This is a genomic window from Escherichia sp. E4702, assembly GCF_963883545.1.
Lineage (GTDB): Bacteria > Pseudomonadota > Gammaproteobacteria > Enterobacterales > Enterobacteriaceae > Escherichia.
The window spans coordinates 1-21,945 of record NZ_CAWORF010000015.1 but is presented as its reverse complement, the minus strand read 5'-3'; the positions used below and the strand labels follow the sequence as shown (position 1 = coordinate 21,945).

Here is a 21,945-nt window from a genome sequence, read left to right as displayed (position 1 = left end):
TTACATTAAGCAACTTTTAGCTCACTCATTATTTACTATTTGATAACAAATGTTTGGTATTTCGTGCCATGTAAAAAAGCCGCCCCGAAGGGCGGCTCTGCTTATTTCACGCAGCGGCTACACTGCGTGAGTTGTATCTGCTGGAAGAAGTCATTTCCTTTATCATCCACCAGGATAAACGCCGGGAAATCTTCCACTTCGATTTTCCAGATGGCTTCCATTCCCAGTTCCGGATATTCAACACATTCCAGACTCTTAATACTCCCCTGCGCCAGCACTGCCGCAGGCCCGCCGATACTGCCGAGATAGAAACCGCCATGTTTTTTACAGGCATCCGTCACCTGCTGGCTGCGGTTACCTTTCGCCAGCATGATCATGCTGCCGCCCTGCGCTTGCAGTTGATCGACGTAAGAATCCATACGTCCGGCAGTCGTTGGGCCAAGAGAACCGGAGGCATAACCTTCCGGCGTTTTGGCCGGACCCGCGTAGTAAATTGGATGATCTTTAATGTACTGTGGCAGCCCTTCACCGTTATCCATCCGCTCTTTCAGTTTGGCATGAGCGATATCACGACCGACGATAATCGTGCCGTTAAGCGATAAGCGTGTAGAAACGGGATACTGCGACAACTGTGCGAGGATCTCTTTCATTGGACGGTTAAGGTCAACGCGTACCGCTTCGCCTTCTCCCGCTTTACGCAGTTCTTCAGGGATGTATTTGCCAGGATTATGTTCCAGTTTTTCGATCCAGATCCCCTGACGGTTAATCTTCGCTTTGATATTACGGTCAGCGGAACAGGAGACGCCCATTCCGATCGGGCAGGATGCGCCGTGGCGTGGCAGGCGAATAACGCGAATGTCGTGAGCGAAGTATTTACCGCCAAACTGCGCACCCAGACCAAGATTTTGCGCTTCAATCAGCAATTCGTTTTCCAGTTCCACATCGCGGAACGCCTGACCGTGCTCGTTCCCTTCTGTTGGCAGTTCGTCATAATATTTAGCGGAAGCCAGCTTCACCGTTTTAAGGTTAGTTTCCGCAGAAGTTCCGCCAATAACGAACGCAATATGATACGGAGGACACGCCGCCGTACCCAGTGTGCGCATTTTCTCAACCAGGTAATTTTTCAGTTTCCCCGGCATCAGTAACGCTTTGGTTTCCTGATAGAGATACGTCTTGTTTGCCGAACCGCCACCTTTGGCGATGCAGAGGAATTTGTACTCATCGCCATCAACGGCATAAAGATCGATCTGCGCTGGCAAGTTGGTGCCGGTATTCACCTCTTTATACATATCCAGCGGCGCGTTTTGCGAGTAGCGCAGGTTATCTTCGATGTAAGTGTTATAGACACCGCGCGCCAGCGCCGCTTCGTCGCCACCACCGGTCCATACACGCTGCCCTTTTTTACCAACGATGATCGCGGTGCCGGTGTCCTGGCAGGTTGGCAGAACGCCTTTTGCGGCGATATCGGAGTTTCGCAGGAATTGCAGTGCCACATACTTGTCGTTTTCGCTGGCTTCCGGGTCACGCAAAATATCGGCTACCTGCTGTTGATGGGCCGGACGCAGCATGAATGACGCATCATGAAACGCCTGACGCGCCAGAAGAGTTAACGCTTCTGGTGAAACTTTCAAAATCTCCTGCCCTTCAAATTCAGATACGCCGACATATTCGCTGGTCAGCAGGTAGTACTCGGTATCATCTTTTTTGAGTGGGAAAGGAGCCTGATAATGAAAGGGTTTGTTTGACATTGTTCTCTCACTTACTGCCTGGTTTGGTTATGCTTTGGGCGGGTGTTCCATTGCCCTGTTAAAAGCGAGTTACATTATCCTACACACTTTTTTAACAAAAACTGAGACTAGTACGACTTTTTGCGGCTCCAGGTTACTTCCCGTAGGATTCTTGCTTTAATAGCGGGATTAATTTCCACATTTAAACAGGGATTGATCATGCAAAAACTCATTAACTCAGTGCAAAACTATGCCTGGGGCAGCAAAACGGCGTTGACTGAACTTTATGGCATGGAAAATCCGTCCAGCCAGCCGATGGCCGAGTTATGGATGGGCGCGCATCCAAAGAGCAGTTCACGTGTGTACGATGCCGCAGGAGATATCGTTTCACTGCGTGATGTGATTGAGAGTGATAAAGCGACTCTTTTGGGAGATGCCGTTGCCAAACGCTTTGGCGAGTTGCCTTTCCTGTTCAAAGTATTATGCGCAGCCCAGCCGCTCTCCATTCAGGTGCATCCGAACAAACGCAATTCTGAAATCGGTTTTGCCAAAGAAAATGCGGCCGGTATTCCGATGAATGCCGCCGAGCGTAATTATAAAGATCCTAATCACAAGCCTGAGCTGGTTTTCGCCCTGACCCCTTTCCTCGCGATGAACGCATTTCGTGAGTTTTCCGACATTGTCTCCCTGCTTCAGCCAGTCGCGGGCGCACATCCGGCCATTGCTCACTTTTTGCAGCAGCCCAATGCCGAACATTTAAGCGAACTGTTTGCCAGCCTGTTAAATATGCAGGGTGAAGAGAAATCCCGCGCGCTGGCGATTTTGAAATCGGCGCTCGACAGTCAGCAGGGCGAACCGTGGCAAACGATTCGTTTAATTTCTGAATTTTACCCGGATGACAGCGGTCTGTTCTCCCCGCTGTTGCTGAATGTCGTGAAATTGAATCCTGGCGAAGCGATGTTCCTGTTCGCTGAAACACCGCACGCTTACCTGCAAGGCGTGGCACTAGAAGTGATGGCGAACTCCGATAACGTGCTGCGTGCGGGTCTGACGCCTAAATACATTGATATTCCAGAGCTGGTTGCCAACGTGAAGTTTGCAGCCAAACCGGCCAACCAGTTGTTGACCCAGCCGGTGAAACAAGGCTCAGAGCTGGACTTCCCGATTCCGGTGGATGATTTTGCCTTCTCGCTGCATGACCTTAGCGATCAAGAAACCACCATCAGCCAGCAGAGTGCCGCCATTTTGTTCTGCGTCGAGGGCGATGCAACGCTGTGTAAAGGTTCTCAGCAGTTACAGCTTAAACCGGGTGAATCAGCGTTTATTGCCGCCAACGAGTCACCGGTGACGGTCAAAGGCCACGGCCGTTTAGCCCGTGTTTACAACAAGCTGTAAGAGCTTACTGAAAAAATTAACATCTCTTGCTAAGCTTATTAAAGGCTTATAACACCTTCAGGCGGCCAGTCCGCCTGATTTTATTTTATGGATAATCATTATGAATAAATCGCTGGTAGCGGTAGGCGTCATTGTTGCGCTCGGCGTAGTCTGGACAGGCGGCGCATGGTACACAGGCAAGAAGATTGAAACCCATCTTGAAGACATGGTCGCGCAGGCAAACGCGCAACTCAAACTGACAGCTCCTGAATCCAACCTGGAAGTGAGTTATCAAAACTATCATCGCGGCGTATTCAGCAGCCAGTTGCAACTGTTGGTGAAACCCATTGCCGGGAAAGAAAATCCGTGGATTAAAAGCGGTCAGAGCGTCATCTTCAACGAATCAGTTGATCATGGTCCCTTCCCCCTTGCCCAGCTAAAAAAACTGAACCTGATTCCGTCGATGGCATCAATTCAAACCACGCTGGTCAATAACGAAGTAAGCAAACCACTGTTTGATATGGCAAAAGGTGAAACGCCTTTTGAGATTACTCCCGCATTGGTTACAGCGGTGATTCCAGTTCCGATATTTCGCTCAAGCCACTGAATTACGAGCAAAAGGATGAAAAGGTCGCCTTTAGCGGCGGCGAGTTCCAGTTAAATGCTGACAGAGACGGCAAAGCTATCTCCCTGTCAGGGGAAGCACAAAGCGGTCGGGTGGATGCGGTTAATGAGTATAACCAGAAAGTACAGTTGACCTTTAATAATCTGAAAACTGACGGTTCCAGCACGCTGGCAAGTTTTGGTGAGCGCGTAGGTAACCAAAAACTGTCGCTAGAAAAAATGACCATTTCAGTGGAAGGCAAAGAACTGGCACTGCTGGAAGGCATGGAGATCAGCGGTAAATCGGATCTGGTCAATGACGGTAAAACGATCAATAGCCAACTGGATTACTCGCTAAATAGCCTGAAGGTTCAGAATCAGGATCTGGGCAGTGGCAAGCTGACCTTAAAAGTCGGCCAGATCGACGGTGAAGCCTGGCATCAGTTTAGCCAGCAGTATAACGCGCAAACTCAGGCGCTGCTGGCACAGCCAGAAATTGCCAACAATCCTGAACTTTATCAGGAGAAAGTGACGGAAGCCTTCTTTAGCGCCCTGCCGCTGATGTTGAAAGGCGATCCGGTGATTACTATCGCACCATTGAGCTGGAAAAACAGTCAGGGTGAAAGTGCGCTGAATCTGTCGCTGTTCCTGAAAGATCCGGCAACGACTAAAGAAGCGCCGCAAACGCTGGCACAGGAAGTGGACCGCTCGGTCAAATCTCTGGATGCGAAACTGACCATTCCGGTGGATATGGCAACTGAGCTGATGACTCAGGTAGCGAAGCTGGAAGGATATCAGGAAGATCAAGCGAAAAAACTGGCGAAACAGCAAGTTGAAGGTGCGTCAGCAATGGGGCAGATGTTCCGTCTGACCACCTTGCAGGACAATACCATCACCACCAGCCTGCAATATGCTAACGGTCAGATCACGTTAAACGGACAGAAAATGTCGTTAGAAGATTTTGTTGGCATGTTTGCGATGCCAGCTCTTAACGTTCCGGCTGTACCGGCAATTCCGCAGCAGTAATTCACAGCCAAAATGCCGGAGAATTTTCACTCCGGCGTTTTTTCTCACTTCAGCATAAAGTCATACTGAATGCTCATTTTCACATCCCAGTAATTCAGGCGATCGCCCAACGCGCTGCCGTCACGCTTTTCCCGTCCTTTATCGGCTGCAAGAAAGAAATTCATCCCTTGTAGCGGCCCTTCACTAACCCGATAGTTCACGCCACCTAAGATACCCGCGCCTTCAATCCGCACGTCTCGTTTACTGGATTCATAGCCGCGGGTCACAATCGGTGCAAATGTCAGCGTAAATTGCGGGGTTAAACGATAGTTGACGCCCAATTGCCAGGACTGCATTCCTTCGCGGTTACGATCAAGACTTAATGAAAAGGGATAGCCAATGTCGGTGTCCACCACGGCTCCATTCATCGCATGACGCAAATAACCGCCACTGCCAAATACGCTTCCCCACGGCGCGCTCCAGGTCAATTGTCCACTAACCAACGCCGTTTCATTGGGCTGGCTGGTATTACGACTTAGGCCTTCGAGTTGCGCATAAAAGCCGAGCAACTCCCCTTTCAACGTATAATTCGGGTCGAGCGGTATGCTTTTCTCGAGAATACTTTGTATCTGATTGGAAACATCTTTCTGTACCGATGCCCCCAGAGAATAGCGACTGGTATCATCATGCCAACTGGCGGCTAAAAAAGAACGTGCGCGATGTTTATCGTATTTTCCCGTCTGGCTGTTATAAACCCCTTCATCACGAATACCGGTTGTTGAATCGGTCCATAAAAATACTCGTGAACGCCACATTCCCCACAATTCAATATTTGGCGTTAACGCCCAGTAACCTAATGCTCCTTCGGAAACAGTCGGCAATGTCCGTTGCGAACTACCAGCAATTAACGGAATACGATAAGGTAAGCTGCCATAACTATAATCTGTTCCGAAGCGACCTAATTTAAGCAGGCTATTTTCACTGGGTTTTATTTTTACTGCCCCCAGGGCAAAGCCAAAACTTTTATCACCATCAAGATACCACCGGGTACTCATATCAGCACGAGCACCTAATTTATAAACATAATATGCCCCGCCTTCGACACCAATAATATTAGAATAATAGCCACTATTAAAATCGAGTAATCCTCCCTGTACCCATGCGTAAATGTCTCTTCCCGTGCCAGCACTGGGCTTGTCGGCCCTGCGCAATTCATTTTTCAGTCTGATGCGTAGTCCCGCTTCATCGTCAGCCAGTTGTACAGCGTAAGCGGTGGTAAGGCCAGAGGCAGCCGTCAGGCAAATAACGGTCATGGCCACTATTTTTCTCATAGTTGCACCTTTGATGTTCTGATTATTTTTATGGAATATTAATTAGTGATATCGCTGATTAATTGCTGCTGCATTTGTTTGCGATTATCAATTTCAACTACGATTTCTTTGAATTTTTTATCCGTGAGCGGATAAAACCAGATTATTATAAATGCCAGTAGCATAAACCCGCAGGGTACTAAGGCAATTGATGTGCGGATCCCCATAATAACTTCCGGTGTTTGCACCTGATTGGCAATATATCCGCTTAATCCCAAAATAAAGGCGGGAATTGATCCTCCTATTGCCTGGCCGCATTTGCGCGTAAATGAGAATAGCGAATAGGTAAGTCCTTCAATCCGCACACCAGTCAGGTATTCACCATATTCTACGGTATCGGCTTCCAGCGCCCACATCACCGTCATGGTAACGCCCTGACCAATTGAGGCAATGGCTAACGCAACCAGTGCCACCGGCAGCGACCAGACGGATACCCAGAAGAACAGCAGGTAACCACAAGTCCCCAGCAGCGCGCCAATCAGGAAGGTATTCTTTTTACCGATCCTGGCGACCATCCCCGGCACCAGCGGTGCCGACGCCACTGTACCGACCAGGTTCTGTACCAGCACTAACACCGTGAACAATCCTGCATCATTCAAAACGTAGCGTACGTAAAATAACGATGAGGCACTGACCGCGAAGGTCGAGATCAGCACACACAGCGCCCCAATGCACAGCATAAACAGCGGGCGATTTCGTTTCAGCGTTTGCAGACTGATCTTCAACGAAGGCTGCGCCACAATACGCACCACATTTTCACGCGTCGATTTGAAGCAGATGAAGTAAAGCACCATTCCAGCAATCGCCAGCACAACCGTCCAGAAATGGTATACCGACACCATCTCCTCCGGGCTGGAGTTCTTAATGCTCGGTCCTATCAGAAATGCCAGGCAGACAAAGGTCAATGAAGCGGCAATCCCGCGAGCCGCGCCCAGACGGGCGCGGGATTGTGGCTGTTGGGTCATCGCGGTAGCAAGTGAACCATAAGGAATATTCACCAGGCTGTAGCAAAGCCCGAGGCCCATGTAGGTCAAATATGCATATACAACTTTGCTGCTATGGCTCCAGTCGGTCGGCACCCAGAATACCAGCACGCTGAAGATCATTAACGGCGCAGTACCGAAGAGTAAAAACGGGCGGAATTTTCCCCAGCGGGTATTCACACTGTCCACCACTCGTCCGGCGAGGACGTCGGCGAAGGCATCGAATACCCGCACCAGTAACAGCATAGTGCCCGCCGCAGCGGCACCGACGCCTGCGACGTCGGTGTAGTAACTCAACAAGAAGAGCGCCCCCATTGCGAAGGCGAAGTTATTGGCGACGTCACCGAGGCTGTAGCCGACGATGGTGCGCCAGGAGAGTTGTTGATTCATTGTTTGCCTCCCTGCTGCGGTTTTTCACCGAAATTCATGCCAGTCCAGCGTTTTTGCAGCAGGAAAGCCGCCGATTTCGGTTTGCGGTCGCGGGTGAAGATCCCTTTCTTGTTGCCGCCAACGCGCATAATGCCCTGCGAGGTCGCAAAATCAGCGAAGTTCCATACCTGTTCACCGACGACGGCGCTGACGCGATCAAAGACGCGGTGATACATATCCAGCCATGCGCACTGATACTCTTCACTCCACATGTCGGTGTACATCGAGTGCAGACCCGCTAACGTATCCACGCCGTATTCGGTGATGATAATCGGCTGATGCAGTTTCTCCTGCCAGGCAAGCAGTTCTTTTTCCAGTACCTTCTCTGCCGTTTCCAAATCGCCGCTTTGGACATACCAACCGTAATAACGATTCAGGCACAGCACATCAAAGAGATCGCTGATGGTATCGGTGTGAGCGTCGCAGAACATTACATTGACACAGGTGATCGGTCGCGTCGGGTCCAGTTTACGCGTTGCCTCCGCCAGTGGTGCGAAATATTCCCGTGCACCTTGCGGGCGAGTATCCGGTTCGTTGGCAATGCTCCACATCACCACGCTGGGGTGGTTTTTGTCACGCGCAATCAGTTCTTTAATCGCCTGTAAGTGCGCCTGCTGAGTTTCCCCGTTGACGGCCTCTTCGCTGTAGAGTTCTTTTGGCTTGTTACCCGCTTCAAATCCAATGCCTAAAGAGAGGTTAAAGCCGACGGCAGCAGTTTCATCAATCACCACGATGCCATTTTCATCAGCCCAGTCGAGCATCTCTTCAGCGTAAGGGTAATGCGAGGTACGGTAAGAGTTGGCACCAATCCAGTCCATCAATGCGTGATCGTGCACCATCAGCACGTTATCGAATCCTTTACCGCGTAAATCCGCATCTTCATGACGACCAAAACCAGTGAAGTAGAACGGTTTGTGGTTGATCAGGAACTGTTCGCCCTTCACTGCCACTGACCGGATGCCGACGCGCAGCGGGTAGATATCACACTCTGTCTGGCTTTTGGCTGTGACGCACAGTTCATAAAGATAGCCTTCACCCGGTTGCCAGAGGTGAGGATTCACCACTTGCAAAGTCCCGCTGTTGCCTTGTCCAGTCGCAACAACCTGTTGATCCGCATCACGCAGTTCAACGCTGACATCACCATTTGCCACCACCTGCCAGTCAATAGACGCGTGGTTACAGTCTTGCGCGACATGCGTCACCACGGTGATATCGCCCACCCAGGTGTTCGGTGTGCTGTAGAGCATTACGCTGCGATGGATCCCGGCGTAGTTAAAGAAATCATGGAAGTAAGACTGCTTTTTCTTGCCGTTTTCGTCGGTAATCACCATTCCCGGCGGGATAGTCTGCCAGTTCAGTTCGTTGTTCACACAAACGGTAATACGTACACTTTTCCCGGCAATAACATACGGCGTGACATCGGCTTCAAACGGCGTATAGCCGCCCTGATGCTCCATCACTTCCTGATTATTTACCCACACTTTGCCGTAATGAGTGACCGCATCGAAACGCAGGACGATACGCTGGCCTGTCCAACCTTTCGGTATAAAGACTTCGCGCTGATACCAGACGTTGCCCACATAATTACGAATATCTGCATCAGCGAACTGATCGTTAAAACTGCCCGGCACAGCAATTGCCCGGCTTTCTTGTAACGCGCTTTCCCACCAACGCTGAGAGATTCCACAGTTTTCCCGATCCAGGCTGAATGCCCACAGGCCGTCGAGTTTTTTGATTTCACGAGTTGGGGTTTCTACAGGACGTAACATAAGGGACTCCTCATTAAGATAAAAATACTGGTCAACCTTTAATCTGATTAGTTAACCAATTCTGTGTTGCACACAGTTATCTGTGAGAAACCCATGGAAGAGAAATGGAAATAAAAAGAACTGACACCGCGATCAAAAAACCAAAAACTGCAATACCCACAGCGTGATATGGATCGCATTAATCTTTAAAACAGCGTTGACAGAAGACACAAAATAAGCAATCGAACGCTCGTTCGATTGCTTATAAAGCGATAAATTCCCATGACATATGGTTTCGACGAATGTTTTAGTGGGATTTTTCGACCAGGGGAGAACGTTTTTTGTTCAGCCGTGTTGAGACATTGAACGCGGGCCCTCTCTTAACCTGCCCGCGGAAAGTGAGGATCAGGATGCGGTCAAGATACCGCCAATCATCGCGCGCAGCCCCTGGGCAAATAACGCTTCTCGCGCCAGGTCTTCCGCTTCGATATCGGCCAGCACGCCATAGGTCAGATCCAGCAGTAAACGAGAGGTCATTGCCGTGTTAATGTCAGGGCTTATCTCGCCTTTTTGCTGGGCATCCCTCATGCGCTGGGCAATACATTCCGTGATGGTCAGATGTTTATTCTTAAGCATGGTGGCAACCTGTGGATTGCGCATCCCTTCTGCCATAATTTCGACCACCAGCGCTCGTTGTCCAAAGGCTTCATGGGTGAGAGAGACTATCGACTCGACCATATAGTCAACGAAATGGATCCCTTCAATCGGTTCCCGGAAGCGGGCCAACGCCCTCTCCTGATCCTGGAGAATAATCGCCTGAATCAAGGCTTCTTTCGAAATGAAGTGGTGATAAAGCGTCCCGGGACTGATAGCGCAGGATTTACAGATGGCTTTCATTGAGGCACTGTGAAATCCATTTTCTGAAAAAATCTCTCTGGCAGCATTGAGGATCCGGGTCCGTGTCGGTTGTGCTTCAGTTTGCATGTTATCCATCGTTAAACCAATATAGTTAGCATGAATAATTAGTTTACCGCGTTGTCCGGTGAGCGCCTATCATTGCAGTTGAATTGTGCGAAGGTACGCCCGTTTCGTTTACTATTTGCACGATAATTGGTCAACCAGCAGGCGGAATTTGGCTACCAGTTGTCTGGCAGAGGTTTTTCCCTACTCTACACGCGGTGTCGGTAAACAACACTCACTCGGTTGTTTACCGACCTGTTAGCGTATTAATTCAGTTCCTGTACCCCACCGCCGGAGACGGTGAGTATTTGCCCGCTTATCCAGCTGGCAGCTGGTGAACAGAGGAATAGCGCCGCGTTGGCAATATCTTGCGGTTGGCCCAGACGCCTGATTGGCGTGTGCTGCAACATTTTCTGTTCAATTTCTGGTGTAATAACGGATTTCAGGGCATCAGTTAATATTGCCCCAGGCGCTATGCCATTCACCCGAATATTTTTTTCACCCAGGTCAAACGCCATATTCCTGACCAGATGGCTGGCCGCCGCTTTAGATGACGCATAGGAGGTCATGTTTTTATTTTTATTTTCTGCCGCCATAGATGTGATGGTCAAAATAACGCCTCCGCCATTTTTTTCCATTTCAGGCGCAATGAGTTGTGACAGACGGAAAAAAGAAAACACATTCAGTTCATAAGCGCGGCGGAAATCCGCCATTGGCATATCAAACGGTTTAGGACCACCACCACCAGCATTGTTAACCAGAATATCAACTTTGCCCAGCTTACTGATGGCAAAGTCTGCCAGAGCAGATAACTCCTGTTCGGAAGTAATATCACAGCGCCAGGCAAATGCCTGCCCACCCAACTGTTGAATTTCATCTACAACATGATTAGCCGCATCGGCGTTAATATCACTGACCACCACAGATGCGCCAGCTGTCGCGAACGTAATGGCGATTTCTTTACCAATACCTGCACCCGCACCTGTAATGATGGCGCATTTTCCGTCGAGTCTCAGGTTGTCAGAATTAAACACATAAACCTCCTGTGAACTTCAGTAAAAATAAAAGGCACCGCCTGTGTGCCACATTTTTTATCATTAACCTTGAGGAAAGGACACTACCAGGTATAGCAGATAAAGAGAGGATTATTTCGCCGCAATGAGCCGGGCAGGAATAATAAGATTACGTGAATGCGTCTCTTCATGAGTGATTTTTTGCATCATGCGATCCGCAAGTGTCGTACCAAGTTCCCGCGCAGGCGTGCTGGCCCAGGTAACGGGTATATCATCAAGTGCAGTTGGCGTCGCATCGGTAAATGCCGCCAGTGAAACCTGTTGTTCAAAGTAACGATCGACGCCACTTTCCCCGCTTTGCCGCCCTGCTTTCAGCAAACCAAACCATGCCCCCATCGCAATAGTTTCGTTGTAACAAACCACGGCGCTGATGGTCGGGTTATGGCGCAAAAGCGCCGTAATGGCTTCCGCAGCTTGCTTCTGACTCGAGGCACACTCCAGTACCCAATCACTGTGAAATGGCAGGCTGAATTTTAATAGTGTCGCGCAATAGCCACCCACTCGTTCCGCACGGGTTAAAGAGGAGCTTTGCCCTCCCAGCCAGGCAATACGCTGGTGTCCATTGCGAATGAGATGCTCCGTCAATAACTGTGCTGCCTGCATGTTATCCGGGCGAACAGTATCAACATCATCAAGATAGCTGGCGCGGGAAGCGAAAATCACCGGGATACCTTTTTCTTCTGCCATGCGCCGCAGGTCATCACTGCTCCCTGCCGCACCGGCAATGACGACACCATCGACGCCCTGGTTCAGCAGCAGTGAAAAGCGCTGGGTCAGTTGCTCACCGTCTTTACCGCCGTGGAGCAAAAAAACCATTCGCCCCTGCGCTTCCAGTGCCTCCGTCAGCCCGGCTGTTAATTCGGCGTAAAACGGCGCAGACAAGTCACGCACAATTAAGCCAACCACACCACTCTGCCCGCCGCGTAGTGCCGACGCCTGGCGATTGCGCACAAACCCCAGTTCTTCAATGGCGGCGTTAACACGTTCTCCTGTGGCGGTAGAGATTCGCCCTTTGCCACTAAGCACCAGCGAAACGGTACTGACCGACACGCCCGCAGCGAGCGCAACATCATGAATGGTGATTTTTTTGGCGGTAGCCATGCAGATGACCTACTCCCTGATTATGTGACAGATAAAACGTTTTACCTTTTATTTATCTTATACCCGCTATTATCGTTGCGTAATGTGATTTATGCCTCACTAAAATTTGATAAAACGTTTTATCTTCTCGCGCAATTTATTGAATCCAGATTGTTCTCTACGAGGAGTCGTTTTATGACGGCGAAAGCAGCACCGAAAGTCACGCTGTGGGAATTCTTCCAGCAGTTAGGCAAAACCTTTATGTTACCTGTCGCATTACTGTCGTTCTGCGGCATTATGTTGGGGATTGGCAGTTCCCTTAGTAGTCACGATGTCATCACACTGATCCCGGCATTGGGTAACCCTGTGCTGCAGGCCATCTTTACCTGGATGAGCAAGGTTGGTTCGTTCGCGTTTAGTTTCCTGCCAGTGATGTTCTGTATCGCCATCCCGCTGGGTCTGGCGCGCGAAAACAAAGGCGTCGCGGCGTTCGCTGGTTTTGTTGGTTACGCAGTGATGAACCTGGCGGTGAACTTCTGGTTGACCAATAAAGGCATTCTGCCGACCACCGATGCTGCCGTGCTGAAAGCCAATAACATTCAAAGCATTCTTGGGATCCAGTCGATCGACACAGGGATCCTCGGTGCGGTGATCGCCGGTATTATCGTCTGGATGCTGCATGAACGTTTCCATAATATCCGCCTGCCAGATGCGCTGGCGTTTTTCGGCGGTACGCGCTTCGTACCAATCATCTCCTCGCTGGTGATGGGCCTTGTCGGTCTGGTGATTCCATTGGTCTGGCCGATCTTCGCCCTGGGCATTAGCGGCTTAGGCCATATGATTAACAGCGCGGGTGATTTCGGACCTATGCTGTTTGGTACCGGTGAACGTCTGCTGCTGCCGTTTGGTCTGCATCACATTCTGGTGGCATTAATTCGCTTTACTGACGCAGGCGGCACGCAGGAAGTCTGCGGTCAAACCGTCAGCGGCGCACTAACCATCTTCCAGGCGCAATTGAGTTGCCCGACCACTCACGGTTTCTCTGAAAGCGCCACGCGTTTCCTCTCGCAGGGCAAAATGCCTGCGTTTCTCGGCGGTCTGCCCGGTGCAGCGTTAGCGATGTATCACTGTGCGCGCCCGGAAAATCGCCATAAAATTAAAGGCCTGCTGATTTCTGGCCTGATCGCCTGTGTTGTTGGCGGCACTACCGAACCGCTGGAATTCCTGTTCCTGTTCGTAGCGCCAGTTCTGTACGTCATCCACGCGCTGTTAACCGGCCTCGGCTTCACCGTCATGTCTGTGCTCGGTGTCACCATCGGTAATACTGACGGTAATATCATCGACTTTGTGGTGTTCGGTATTCTGCATGGCCTGTCAACCAAGTGGTACATGGTGCCAGTGGTGGCGGCAATCTGGTTTGTTGTTTACTACGTCATCTTCCGTTTCGCTATCACCCGCTTCAATTTGAAAACCCCTGGCCGCGATAGCGAAATTGCCAGCTCAATCGAAAAAGCCGTTGCCGGTACGCCGGGTAAATCAGGTTACAACGTTCCGGCAATCCTCGAAGCCTTAGGCGGTGCCGACAATATTGTCAGCCTCGATAACTGCATTACTCGTCTGCGTTTGTCAGTGAAAGATATGTCCCTTGTTAATGTGCAGGCACTGAAGGACAATCGGGCAATTGGCGTAGTACAACTTAATCAACATAACCTGCAGGTTGTGATCGGGCCGCAAGTTCAGTCAGTCAAAGATGAAATGGCCGGTCTGATGCGTACTGTTCAGGCATAAGGATAAGATATGTTCGATTTTTCGAAGGTCGTGGATCGTCATGGCACATGGTGCACACAGTGGGATTATGTCGCTGACCGTTTCGGCACTGCTGACCTGTTACCGTTCACGATTTCAGACATGGATTTTGCCACGGCTCCCTGCATTATCGAGGCGCTGAATCAGCGCCTGATGCACGGCGTGTTTGGCTACAGTCGCTGGAAAAACGATGAATTTCTCGCGGCTATCGCCCACTGGTTTTCCACACAGCATTACACCGCCATTGATACGCAGTCGGTGGTATATGGCCCTTCCGTTATCTATATGGTGTCGGAACTGATTCGTCAGTGGTCCGCTGTCGGTGAAGGCGTGGTGATCCATACCCCGGCCTACGACGCATTTTACAAAGCCATTGAAGGTAATCAGCGCACCGTGATGCCCGTTGCTTTAGAGAAGCAGGTTGATGGCTGGTTTTGCGATATGGGCAAACTGGAAGCCGTGTTGGCGAAACCGGAGTGTAAAATTATGCTCCTGTGTAGCCCTCAGAATCCTACCGGTAAAGTCTGGACTTGCGATGAACTGGAAACAATGGCTGACCTGTGCGAACGCTATGGTGTGCGCGTTATCTCCGATGAAATCCATATGGATATGGTATGGGGTGAGCAACCGCATATTCCCTGGAGCAATGTAGCTCGCGGCGACTGGGCGCTACTAACTTCTGGTTCGAAAAGTTTCAATATTCCGGCTCTGACCGGGGCTTACGGGATTATTGAAAATAACGACAGCCGTGAAGCGTATTTATCGGCCCTGAAAAGCCGTGATGGGCTTTCCTCCCCTGCGGTACTGGCGTTAACCGCCCATATCGCCGCCTATCAGCAAGGCGCGCCATGGCTTGATGCCTTACGCGTCTATCTGAAAGATAACCTGACGTATATCGCAGAGACGATGAACGCCGCGTTCCCTGAACTCAACTGGCAGATTCCCCAATCCACTTATCTCGCATGGCTTGATTTACGTCCGTTGAACATTGATGACAACGCGTTGCAAAAAGCCCTGATTGAACAAGAAAAAGTCGCAATCATGCCGGGATATACCTACGGTGAAGAAGGCCGTGGCTTTGTTCGGCTCAATGCCGGATGCCCACGTTCTAAACTGGAAAAAGGTGTCGCTGGATTAATTAACGCCATCCGAGCTGTACGCTAATTGCGATTGCGCAACGCAAATAATCGTTGCGCAATCGTAGATTTTTACCCTGCTTTGTTTTTATAATGGTGCGCACTTTTATATCCAGAAAAAGAGTGCGACCATGATTGATACCACCCTGCCATTAACTGATATCCATCGCCACCTTGATGGCAACATTCGTCCCCAGACCATCCTTGAACTTGGCCGCCAGTATAATATCTCGCTACCTGCACAATCCCTGGAAACGCTAATTCCACACGTTCAGGTCATTGCCAACGAACCCGATCTGGTGAGTTTTCTGACTAAGCTTGACTGGGGCGTTAAAGTTCTCGCCTCGCTCGACGCATGCCGTCGCGTGGCGTTTGAAAATATTGAAGATGCTGCCCGAAACGGTCTGCACTATGTCGAACTGCGTTTTTCGCCAGGTTATATGGCAATGACGCATCAGTTGCCTGTTGCGGGCGTTGTCGAAGCCGTTATTGACGGCGTACGTGAAGGTTGCCGCACCTTTGGTGTGCAGGCGAAACTTATCGGCATTATGAGCCGGACCTTTGGCGAAGCTGCCTGCCAGCAAGAGCTGGAGGCATTTTTAGCCCACCGTGATCAGATTACCGCACTGGATTTAGCCGGTGATGAACTTGGTTTTCCTGGGAGTTTGTTCCTCTCTCACTTCAACCACGCGCGTGATGCAGGCTGGCATATTACCGTCCACGCAGGCGAAGCTGCCGGGGCAGAAAGTATCTGGCAAGCCATTCGTGAACTGGGAGCTGAACGCATTGGGCACGGCGTAAAAGCCATTGAAGACCGGGCGCTGATGGATTTCCTCGCCGAGCAACAAATTGGCATAGAATCCTGCCTGACCTCCAATATTCAGACCAGTACCGTGGCATCTCTGGCGGCACATCCGCTGAAAACTTTCCTTGAGCATGGTATCTGCGCCAGTATTAACACCGACGACCCGGGTGTTCAGGGCGTCGATATCATTCACGAATATACCGTTGCCGCGCCCGCTGCAGGTTTATCTCGCGAGCAAATCCGCCAGGCGCAGATTAATGGTCTGGAAATGGCTTTCCTCAGCGCAGAGGAAAAACGCGCACTGCGAGAAAAAGTCGCAGCGGAGTAACAAAAATGGATGGTGCTAATTGCACCATCCCCTTTTCAAGCAAGGCACAAAGTCGAGCGATGTTTGGCGGATTCGATGCCCAGCTCAATCAACTCCATTACCTGAATGGCCTGACTTGCTGGCACCGGGTTTTCACCGTCGCCATTCAACGCATCACGAATGGCAGCATAGTAAGCCGGATAATTCCCCGGCACGGTCAACAGCGTTTCTTCAACACGTTCCTCGCCTTCAACGCGGGTTAGTACACCGTCACGCATATCGTAGCCCCAGTCTTCCTGCGGCAGACGCTCACCATTTTTCAACCGCTCTTCCTGCGGATCGAGACCGTATTTAACATAGCTGCCACGAGAGCCATGCACGATATAACGCGCTGACTCAGCTGCCGCCAACATGGTGCCGTGTAAAATGACCCGCCGCTGTGGGTAGGACAAAATGGCGTGGAAATAATCAGTCGACTGCGCCCCCGGGCGCAACTGTGCTAAATCCACCGTCATACTGACGGGTAAGCCAAAAAGCGTAATAGCTTGATCGAGCAAATGCGGTGCCAAATCATACCAGATACCGCTGCCAGGGCCGCCCTGTTCACGCCAGCGATCGCGCACCTGCGGCCGGAAGCGGTCAAAATGAGACTCAAAGTACGCAACTTCACCCAGCGAGCCTTCTGCGAGCAAACCTTTTAGTGTCAAAAAATCGCTATCCCAGCGACGATTATGAAACACCGACAATACGCGACCCAGACTTTTTGCTAACGCATCCAGTTCTCGAGCTTGTGACAGTGTCACGGTAAAAGGCTTGTCGACGACCACATGTTTACCCGCTTCAAGCGCCGCTTTGGCTAACGGGAAATGGGTATCATTTGGTGTGGGAATGACAATCAAGTCTATGTTGGGATCATTAAAAAGATGCTTTGGTTCAGAGACAACCGTCACTGTTGGCCAGTCGGCTTTTACTTTTGTTTCGTCACTGCTGGAAATTACTGCCAGTTCTAGTCCGGGCGTGCCCGCTATCAGGGGCGCATGGAAGGTTTTGCTCGCATAACCATACCCAATCAACCCAACACGGATGTTGTCGCTCATGTCATTGCCTCTCAGAGAAGTACGATCGCTATTTGACACTATCCTTTACCCTCTCTCAACAGTTTAATAACCTGCCCGCAATAAGGGATGTTATTTAACTTAAGTCAAAGAAATGGCGAATTTTCTAATGATAAAAGCTAAATATCGCAAAAACCTCAGCAAAAATCTTGCTGGGGCAATTATTGCTAAGTAACATTTACCCCCTGAAGTTAATGGATCACTCAACATAGATGTGGGCAGTAATGAATCGTCTTATTGAATTAACAGGTTGGATCGTTCTTGTCGTTTCTGTCATTCTCCTTGGCGTGGCGAGTCACATTGACAACTACCAGCCGCCAGAACAGAGTACAACAGTACAACATAAGTAATACCTGCACTTGCAAACCAGCATGCAGCCCGTCCGGATGCATGTTTAAACTTGTCGGGTATTAAACCAGGAATTTATTATCTTGTGGTGTGTTGTCGGCGATTGGCAGGGATAGTAAAGCGCGTTACTCTTTTCATGACAGTATTTTATCCCTGAATATTTACCATCAGCACATTCTTATTATTGTTATTACATAAGCGTTCACTTTTGGTGAAGTTTTATCATTACATATAATACCTACCACTTTGGTATTAATTATTTTATGGGCCTTTTATGACTGTTCAGGACTACTTATTAAAATTTCGCAAAATCAGTTCACTCGAAAGCCTGGAAAAACTCTACGATCATCTTAATTACACACTGACGGACGATCAGGACCTTATCAACATGTATCGCGCCGCCGATCACCGCCGCGCAGAGCTGGTGTCTGGCGGGCGTTTGTTTGACCTGGGCCAGGTGCCGAAGTCCGTCTGGCATTATGTCCAATAAAGAAAGTAGCGATTGATAATAAAAACCTTATAATAACGCCCTTAAAATTAGATTTGCCTGTTTGCTGTCGCTATTCTGGAGAACCTATGACCACCACAACGCCACAACGTATTGGAGGCTGGTTGCTTGGCCCTTTGGCCTGGCTGTTAGTCGCTCTATTGAGTACGACGCTGACGCTGTTACTGTATACCGCAGCGTTATCTTCTCCTCAAACATATAAAACGATCGGCGAACAAGCACTGACAACGCAAATCTTATGGGGCGTTTCTTTTATTACCGCCATCGCTATGTGGTATTACACTTTGTGGTTGACCATCGCTTTCTTTAAACGTCGGCGTTGTGTTCCTAAACACTATATTATCTGGCTACTGATCTCCGTATTACTGGCTGTTAAAACCTTCGCTTTTTCGCCAGTAGCAGATGGCGTAGCCGTGCGCCAGTTGTTGTTCACTTTGCTGGCAACCGCATTGATAGTCCCCTATTTCAAACGCTCGTTGCGGGTCAAAGCGACGTTTGTGAATCCGTAATAACCTTACAGTTAACCTGTTGTCGCCTGCTCTGGATTAACGGATAATAGGCGGCTTTTTTATTTCAGGCCGAAAAATGACTGACTACCTGTTACTGTTTGTCGGAACTGTACTGGTCAATAACTTTGTACTGGTTAAGTTTCTGGGCCTCTGTCCGTTTATGGGCGTTTCCAAAAAGCTGGAAACTGCAATGGGGATGGGGCTGGCAACAACATTTGTGATGACGCTGGCGTCAATTTGCGCCTGGCTTATCGACACGTGGATCTTGATTCCACTCAATCTGATTTACCTGCGCACGCTAGCGTTTATTTTAGTGATCGCTGTTGTCGTGCAGTTCACCGAGATGGTAGTGCGTAAAACCAGCCCGGTACTTTATCGTCTGCTGGGGATTTTTCTGCCGCTTATTACCACCAACTGTGCGGTGCTTGGTGTCGCGTTGCTGAATATTAATCTCGGGCATAATTTCTTGCAGTCGGCGCTGTACGGTTTTTCAGCAGCTGTCGGCTTCTCGTTGGTGATGGTGCTTTTCGCAGCCATCCGCGAGCGCCTGGCTGTGGCTGATGTCCCGGCACCTTTTCGTGGTAATGCCATTGCGCTGATTACCGCAGGTCTTATGTCTCTGGCCTTTATGGGCTTTAGTGGTTTGGTGAAGTTGTAATGAATGCTATCTGGATTGCCGTTGCCGCCATCAGCCTGCTGGGCCTGGCGTTTGGCGCCATTCTGGGTTATGCCTCCCGCCGTTTTGCGGTGGAAGACGATCCGGTCGTTGAGAAAATTGACGAAATTTTACCGCAGAGCCAGTGTGGTCAATGCGGTTATCCTGGCTGTCGCCCGTATGCGGAGGCTATCAGTTGCAACGGTGAAAAAATCAACCGCTGCGCCCCTGGTGGCGAAGCAGTAATGCTGAAAATTGCCGAGTTGCTCAACGTCGAACCGCAGCCGCTGGATGGCGAAGCGCAAGAGTTGACGCCTGCGCGTATGGTAGCGGTTATCGATGAAAATAACTGTATCGGCTGCACTAAGTGTATTCAGGCGTGTCCGGTGGACGCCATTGTCGGCGCTACCCGAGCAATGCATACCGTCATGAGCGATCTGTGCACAGGTTGTAATCTGTGTGTAGACCCATGCCCAACGCATTGCATCTCCTTACAACCGGTTGCAGAAACGCCAGACAGCTGGAAATGGGATCTGAACACCATTCCCGTGCGCATCATTCCCGTGGAACACCATGCTTAAGTTATTCTCTGCTTTCAAAAAAAATAAAATCTGGGACTTCGATGGCGGCATTCATCCACCGGAGATGAAAACTCAGTCCAACGGTACTCCCCTGCGCCAGGTTCCGCTGGCGCAGCGATTGGTTATTCCACTTAAACAGCATATTGGTGCTGAAGGCGAGCTGTGCGTTAACGTTGGTGATAAGGTACTGCGCGGACAGCCACTCACCCGTGGACGCGGCAAAATGCTACCGGTTCACGCACCAACGTCTGGCACCGTTACGGCTATTGCGCCCCACTCTACTGCCCATCCATCGGCATTGGCTGAATTAAGCGTGATTATTGACGCCGATGGGGAAGATTGCTGGATCCCACGTGACGGTTGGGCCGATTACCGCTCACGCAGTCGGGAAGAATTAATCGAACGCATTCATCAATTTGGCGTCGCCGGACTGGGTGGTGCTGGCTTCCCTACTGGCGTTAAATTGCAGGGCGGCGGCGATAAAATCGAAACGTTGATCATTAATGCCGCAGAATGCGAGCCGTATATTACCGCCGATGACCGACTGATGCAGGATTGCGCCGCCCAGGTCGTGGAAGGTATTCGCATTCTTGCGCATATTCTACAGCCACGCGAAATTCTGATCGGAATTGAAGATAACAAACCGCAGGCAATTTCCATGCTGCGTGCGGTGTTGGCGGATTCTCACGATATTTCTCTGCGAGTTATTCCGACCAAATATCCTTCTGGCGGCGCCAAACAGTTAACCTACATCCTGACCGGAAAGCAGGTTCCACACGGCGGTCGTTCATCAGATATCGGCGTGTTAATGCAAAACGTCGGCACGGCTTACGCAGTGAAACGTGCCGTTATTGATGGCGAGCCGATTACCGAGCGTGTCGTGACGCTGACTGGCGAAGCAATTGCACGCCCCGGCAACGTCTGGGCACGACTGGGTACGCCGGTCCGTCATTTATTGAACGATGCAGGATTCTGCCCTTCTGCCGATCAAATGGTGATTATGGGCGGCCCGCTAATGGGTTTTACCTTGCCGTGGCTGGATGTTCCGGTCGTAAAAATAACCAACTGTTTACTGGCACCGTCTGCCAATGAACTTGGCGAACCACAGGAAGAACAAAGCTGCATCCGTTGTAGCGCCTGTGCTGATGCCTGCCCTGCAGATCTCCTGCCGCAACAGTTGTACTGGTTCAGCAAAGGTCAGCAGCACGATAAAGCCACCACACATAACATTGCAGATTGTATTGAATGCGGGGCCTGTGCGTGGGTTTGCCCAAGTAATATCCCTCTTGTGCAATATTTCCGTCAGGAAAAAGCCGAGATTGCCGCCATTCGTCAGGAAGAAAAACGCGCAGCCGAAGCAAAAGCACGCTTTGAAGCTCGTCAGGCACGTCTGGAACGTGAAAAAGCCGCGCGTCTTGAACGACACAAGAACGCGGCGGTTCAACCTGCGGCCAAAGACAAAGATGCGATTGCTGCGGCACTGGCACGCGTAAAAGAAAAACAGGTCCAGGCCACACAACCTATTGTGATAAAAGCTGGCGAACGCCCGGATAACAGCGCGATTATTGCGGCACGGGAAGCGCGTAAAGCGCAAGCCAGAGCGAAACAGGCTGAATTGCAACAGACTAACGAAGCCGCAACGGTTGCCGATCCGCGTAAAGCGGCAGTGGAAGCCGCAATTGCTCGCGCCAAAGCACGCAAGCAGGAGCAGCAGCCTGCTAACGAAGAACCGCAGGAACAGGTTGACCCGCGTAAAGCTGCCGTCGAAGCGGCTATCGCCCGTGCTAAAGCGCGCAAGCAGGAGCAACAGCCTGCTAACGAAG

18 protein-coding genes and 1 pseudogene are annotated in these 21,945 nt (G+C 50.4%); 11 read left to right on the top strand and 8 right to left on the bottom strand.

The genetic code is table 11. The annotated features are described in order from the left end of the window. Positions 1–101: 101 nt before the first annotated feature. The gene (gene fumB / locus AACU94_RS08445; RefSeq protein WP_135489267.1) at positions 102–1,748 is read right to left on the bottom strand and encodes a class I fumarate hydratase; all 1,647 of its coding nucleotides are present in this window, start codon (positions 1,746–1,748) and stop codon (positions 102–104) included. A 198-nt stretch (positions 1,749–1,946) separates the two neighbouring features. Here fumB and manA point away from each other — a divergent pair, with 198 nt between their 5' ends. Together manA and AACU94_RS08435 are read left to right on the top strand one after the other, a co-directional pair. After that, on the top strand, positions 1,947–3,122 hold the full coding sequence (manA, locus tag AACU94_RS08440; protein WP_135489266.1) for a mannose-6-phosphate isomerase: 1,176 nt from the start codon (positions 1,947–1,949) through the stop codon (positions 3,120–3,122). Positions 3,123–3,222: 100 nt separating this feature from the next. After that, positions 3,223–4,730: pseudogene (locus AACU94_RS08435) on the top strand (YdgA family protein). A 44-nt stretch (positions 4,731–4,774) separates the two neighbouring features. On the opposite strand, the gene uidC reads toward AACU94_RS08435, so the two are convergent. The 6 genes from uidC to malI all read right to left on the bottom strand — a co-directional run bounded on the left by uidC (position 4,775) and on the right by malI (position 12,373). After that, complete coding sequence (gene uidC, locus AACU94_RS08430; RefSeq protein ID WP_135489265.1) at positions 4,775–6,040, bottom strand: glucuronide uptake porin UidC; 1,266 nt, start codon at positions 6,038–6,040, stop codon at positions 4,775–4,777. A gap of 38 nt (positions 6,041–6,078) precedes the next feature. Further along, positions 6,079–7,452, bottom strand: coding sequence for a glucuronide transporter (gene uidB / locus AACU94_RS08425; RefSeq protein ID WP_130219039.1), 1,374 nt, complete (start codon positions 7,450–7,452; stop codon positions 6,079–6,081). Further along, the gene (gene uidA, locus AACU94_RS08420; RefSeq protein ID WP_135405870.1) at positions 7,449–9,260 is read right to left on the bottom strand and encodes a beta-glucuronidase; all 1,812 of its coding nucleotides are present in this window, start codon (positions 9,258–9,260) and stop codon (positions 7,449–7,451) included. The genes uidB and uidA overlap by 4 nt, the downstream gene beginning before the upstream one ends. 384 nt (positions 9,261–9,644) lie before the next feature. Then, complete coding sequence (uidR, locus tag AACU94_RS08415; protein ID WP_130209345.1) at positions 9,645–10,232, bottom strand: DNA-binding transcriptional regulator UidR; 588 nt, start codon at positions 10,230–10,232, stop codon at positions 9,645–9,647. Positions 10,233–10,465: 233 nt separating this feature from the next. Beyond that, positions 10,466–11,233 (bottom strand): 7-alpha-hydroxysteroid dehydrogenase, encoded by a 768-nt coding sequence (hdhA, locus tag AACU94_RS08410; protein WP_135489264.1) that lies wholly within the window; start codon positions 11,231–11,233, stop codon positions 10,466–10,468. 111 nt (positions 11,234–11,344) lie between these two features. Then, entirely contained in the window at positions 11,345–12,373 is a 1,029-nt protein-coding gene (malI, locus tag AACU94_RS08405) for a mal regulon transcriptional regulator MalI (protein ID WP_130219033.1), read from the bottom strand. 174 nt (positions 12,374–12,547) lie between these two features. Here malI and malX point away from each other — a divergent pair, with 174 nt between their 5' ends. From malX to add, 3 genes are all read left to right on the top strand, one after another. Then, positions 12,548–14,140, top strand: coding sequence for a PTS maltose transporter subunit IICB (gene malX, locus AACU94_RS08400; protein ID WP_130219031.1), 1,593 nt, complete (start codon positions 12,548–12,550; stop codon positions 14,138–14,140). A 9-nt stretch (positions 14,141–14,149) separates the two neighbouring features. Then, complete coding sequence (gene malY, locus AACU94_RS08395) at positions 14,150–15,322, top strand: bifunctional maltose regulon transcriptional repressor/cystathionine beta-lyase MalY (protein WP_135489263.1); 1,173 nt, start codon at positions 14,150–14,152, stop codon at positions 15,320–15,322. Between the two features lie 103 nt (positions 15,323–15,425). After that, positions 15,426–16,427, top strand: coding sequence for an adenosine deaminase (gene add / locus AACU94_RS08390; RefSeq protein WP_135489262.1), 1,002 nt, complete (start codon positions 15,426–15,428; stop codon positions 16,425–16,427). Positions 16,428–16,462: 35 nt separating this feature from the next. Here the strand turns inward: add and AACU94_RS08385 are convergent, their stop codons facing one another. Continuing rightward, complete coding sequence (locus AACU94_RS08385) at positions 16,463–17,503, bottom strand: oxidoreductase (RefSeq protein ID WP_064530016.1); 1,041 nt, start codon at positions 17,501–17,503, stop codon at positions 16,463–16,465. Positions 17,504–17,745: 242 nt separating this feature from the next. Here AACU94_RS08385 and blr point away from each other — a divergent pair, with 242 nt between their 5' ends. The 6 genes from blr to rsxC form a co-directional block, all read left to right on the top strand. Beyond that, entirely contained in the window at positions 17,746–17,871 is a 126-nt protein-coding gene (gene blr / locus AACU94_RS08380) for a division septum protein Blr (RefSeq protein ID WP_001296096.1), read from the top strand. 272 nt (positions 17,872–18,143) lie between these two features. Continuing rightward, positions 18,144–18,359, top strand: a complete 216-nt coding sequence (gene ydgT, locus AACU94_RS08375; RefSeq protein WP_064530017.1) for a transcription modulator YdgT — start codon at positions 18,144–18,146, stop codon at positions 18,357–18,359. A gap of 86 nt (positions 18,360–18,445) precedes the next feature. Next, positions 18,446–18,886 (top strand): DUF2569 domain-containing protein, encoded by a 441-nt coding sequence (locus AACU94_RS08370; protein ID WP_130209359.1) that lies wholly within the window; start codon positions 18,446–18,448, stop codon positions 18,884–18,886. Positions 18,887–18,962: 76 nt separating this feature from the next. Beyond that, the gene (gene rsxA, locus AACU94_RS08365; RefSeq protein WP_000133193.1) at positions 18,963–19,544 is read left to right on the top strand and encodes an electron transport complex subunit RsxA; all 582 of its coding nucleotides are present in this window, start codon (positions 18,963–18,965) and stop codon (positions 19,542–19,544) included. After that, a complete protein-coding gene (rsxB, locus tag AACU94_RS08360) occupies positions 19,544–20,122 on the top strand; it encodes an electron transport complex subunit RsxB (protein ID WP_130209361.1) in 579 nt (192 codons plus the stop codon). Before rsxA ends, rsxB begins: the two co-directional genes overlap by 1 nt. Beyond that, the coding region (gene rsxC, locus AACU94_RS08355; protein WP_135489261.1) for an electron transport complex subunit RsxC at positions 20,115–21,945 on the top strand (1,831 nt) is incomplete at its 3' end. The genes rsxB and rsxC, both read left to right, overlap by 8 nt.

Bases quoted from the DNA above. Each gene is read 5' to 3' on its own strand.
- fumB (WP_135489267.1), bottom strand. From the start codon at position 1,748: ATGTCAAACAAACCCTTTCATTATCAGGCTCCTTTCCCACTCAAAAAA.
- manA (WP_135489266.1), top strand. From the start codon at position 1,947: ATGCAAAAACTCATTAACTCAGTGCAAAACTATGCCTGGGGCAGCAAA.
- uidC (WP_135489265.1), bottom strand. From the start codon at position 6,040: ATGAGAAAAATAGTGGCCATGACCGTTATTTGCCTGACGGCTGCCTCT.
- uidB (WP_130219039.1), bottom strand. From the start codon at position 7,452: ATGAATCAACAACTCTCCTGGCGCACCATCGTCGGCTACAGCCTCGGT.
- uidA (WP_135405870.1), bottom strand. From the start codon at position 9,260: ATGTTACGTCCTGTAGAAACCCCAACTCGTGAAATCAAAAAACTCGAC.
- uidR (WP_130209345.1), bottom strand. From the start codon at position 10,232: ATGGATAACATGCAAACTGAAGCACAACCGACACGGACCCGGATCCTC.
- malI (WP_130219033.1), bottom strand. From the start codon at position 12,373: ATGGCTACCGCCAAAAAAATCACCATTCATGATGTTGCGCTCGCTGCG.
- malX (WP_130219031.1), top strand. From the start codon at position 12,548: ATGACGGCGAAAGCAGCACCGAAAGTCACGCTGTGGGAATTCTTCCAG.
- malY (WP_135489263.1), top strand. From the start codon at position 14,150: ATGTTCGATTTTTCGAAGGTCGTGGATCGTCATGGCACATGGTGCACA.
- add (WP_135489262.1), top strand. From the start codon at position 15,426: ATGATTGATACCACCCTGCCATTAACTGATATCCATCGCCACCTTGAT.
- AACU94_RS08385 (WP_064530016.1), bottom strand. From the start codon at position 17,503: ATGAGCGACAACATCCGTGTTGGGTTGATTGGGTATGGTTATGCGAGC.
- blr (WP_001296096.1), top strand. From the start codon at position 17,746: ATGAATCGTCTTATTGAATTAACAGGTTGGATCGTTCTTGTCGTTTCT.
- ydgT (WP_064530017.1), top strand. From the start codon at position 18,144: ATGACTGTTCAGGACTACTTATTAAAATTTCGCAAAATCAGTTCACTC.
- AACU94_RS08370 (WP_130209359.1), top strand. From the start codon at position 18,446: ATGACCACCACAACGCCACAACGTATTGGAGGCTGGTTGCTTGGCCCT.
- rsxA (WP_000133193.1), top strand. From the start codon at position 18,963: ATGACTGACTACCTGTTACTGTTTGTCGGAACTGTACTGGTCAATAAC.
- rsxB (WP_130209361.1), top strand. From the start codon at position 19,544: ATGAATGCTATCTGGATTGCCGTTGCCGCCATCAGCCTGCTGGGCCTG.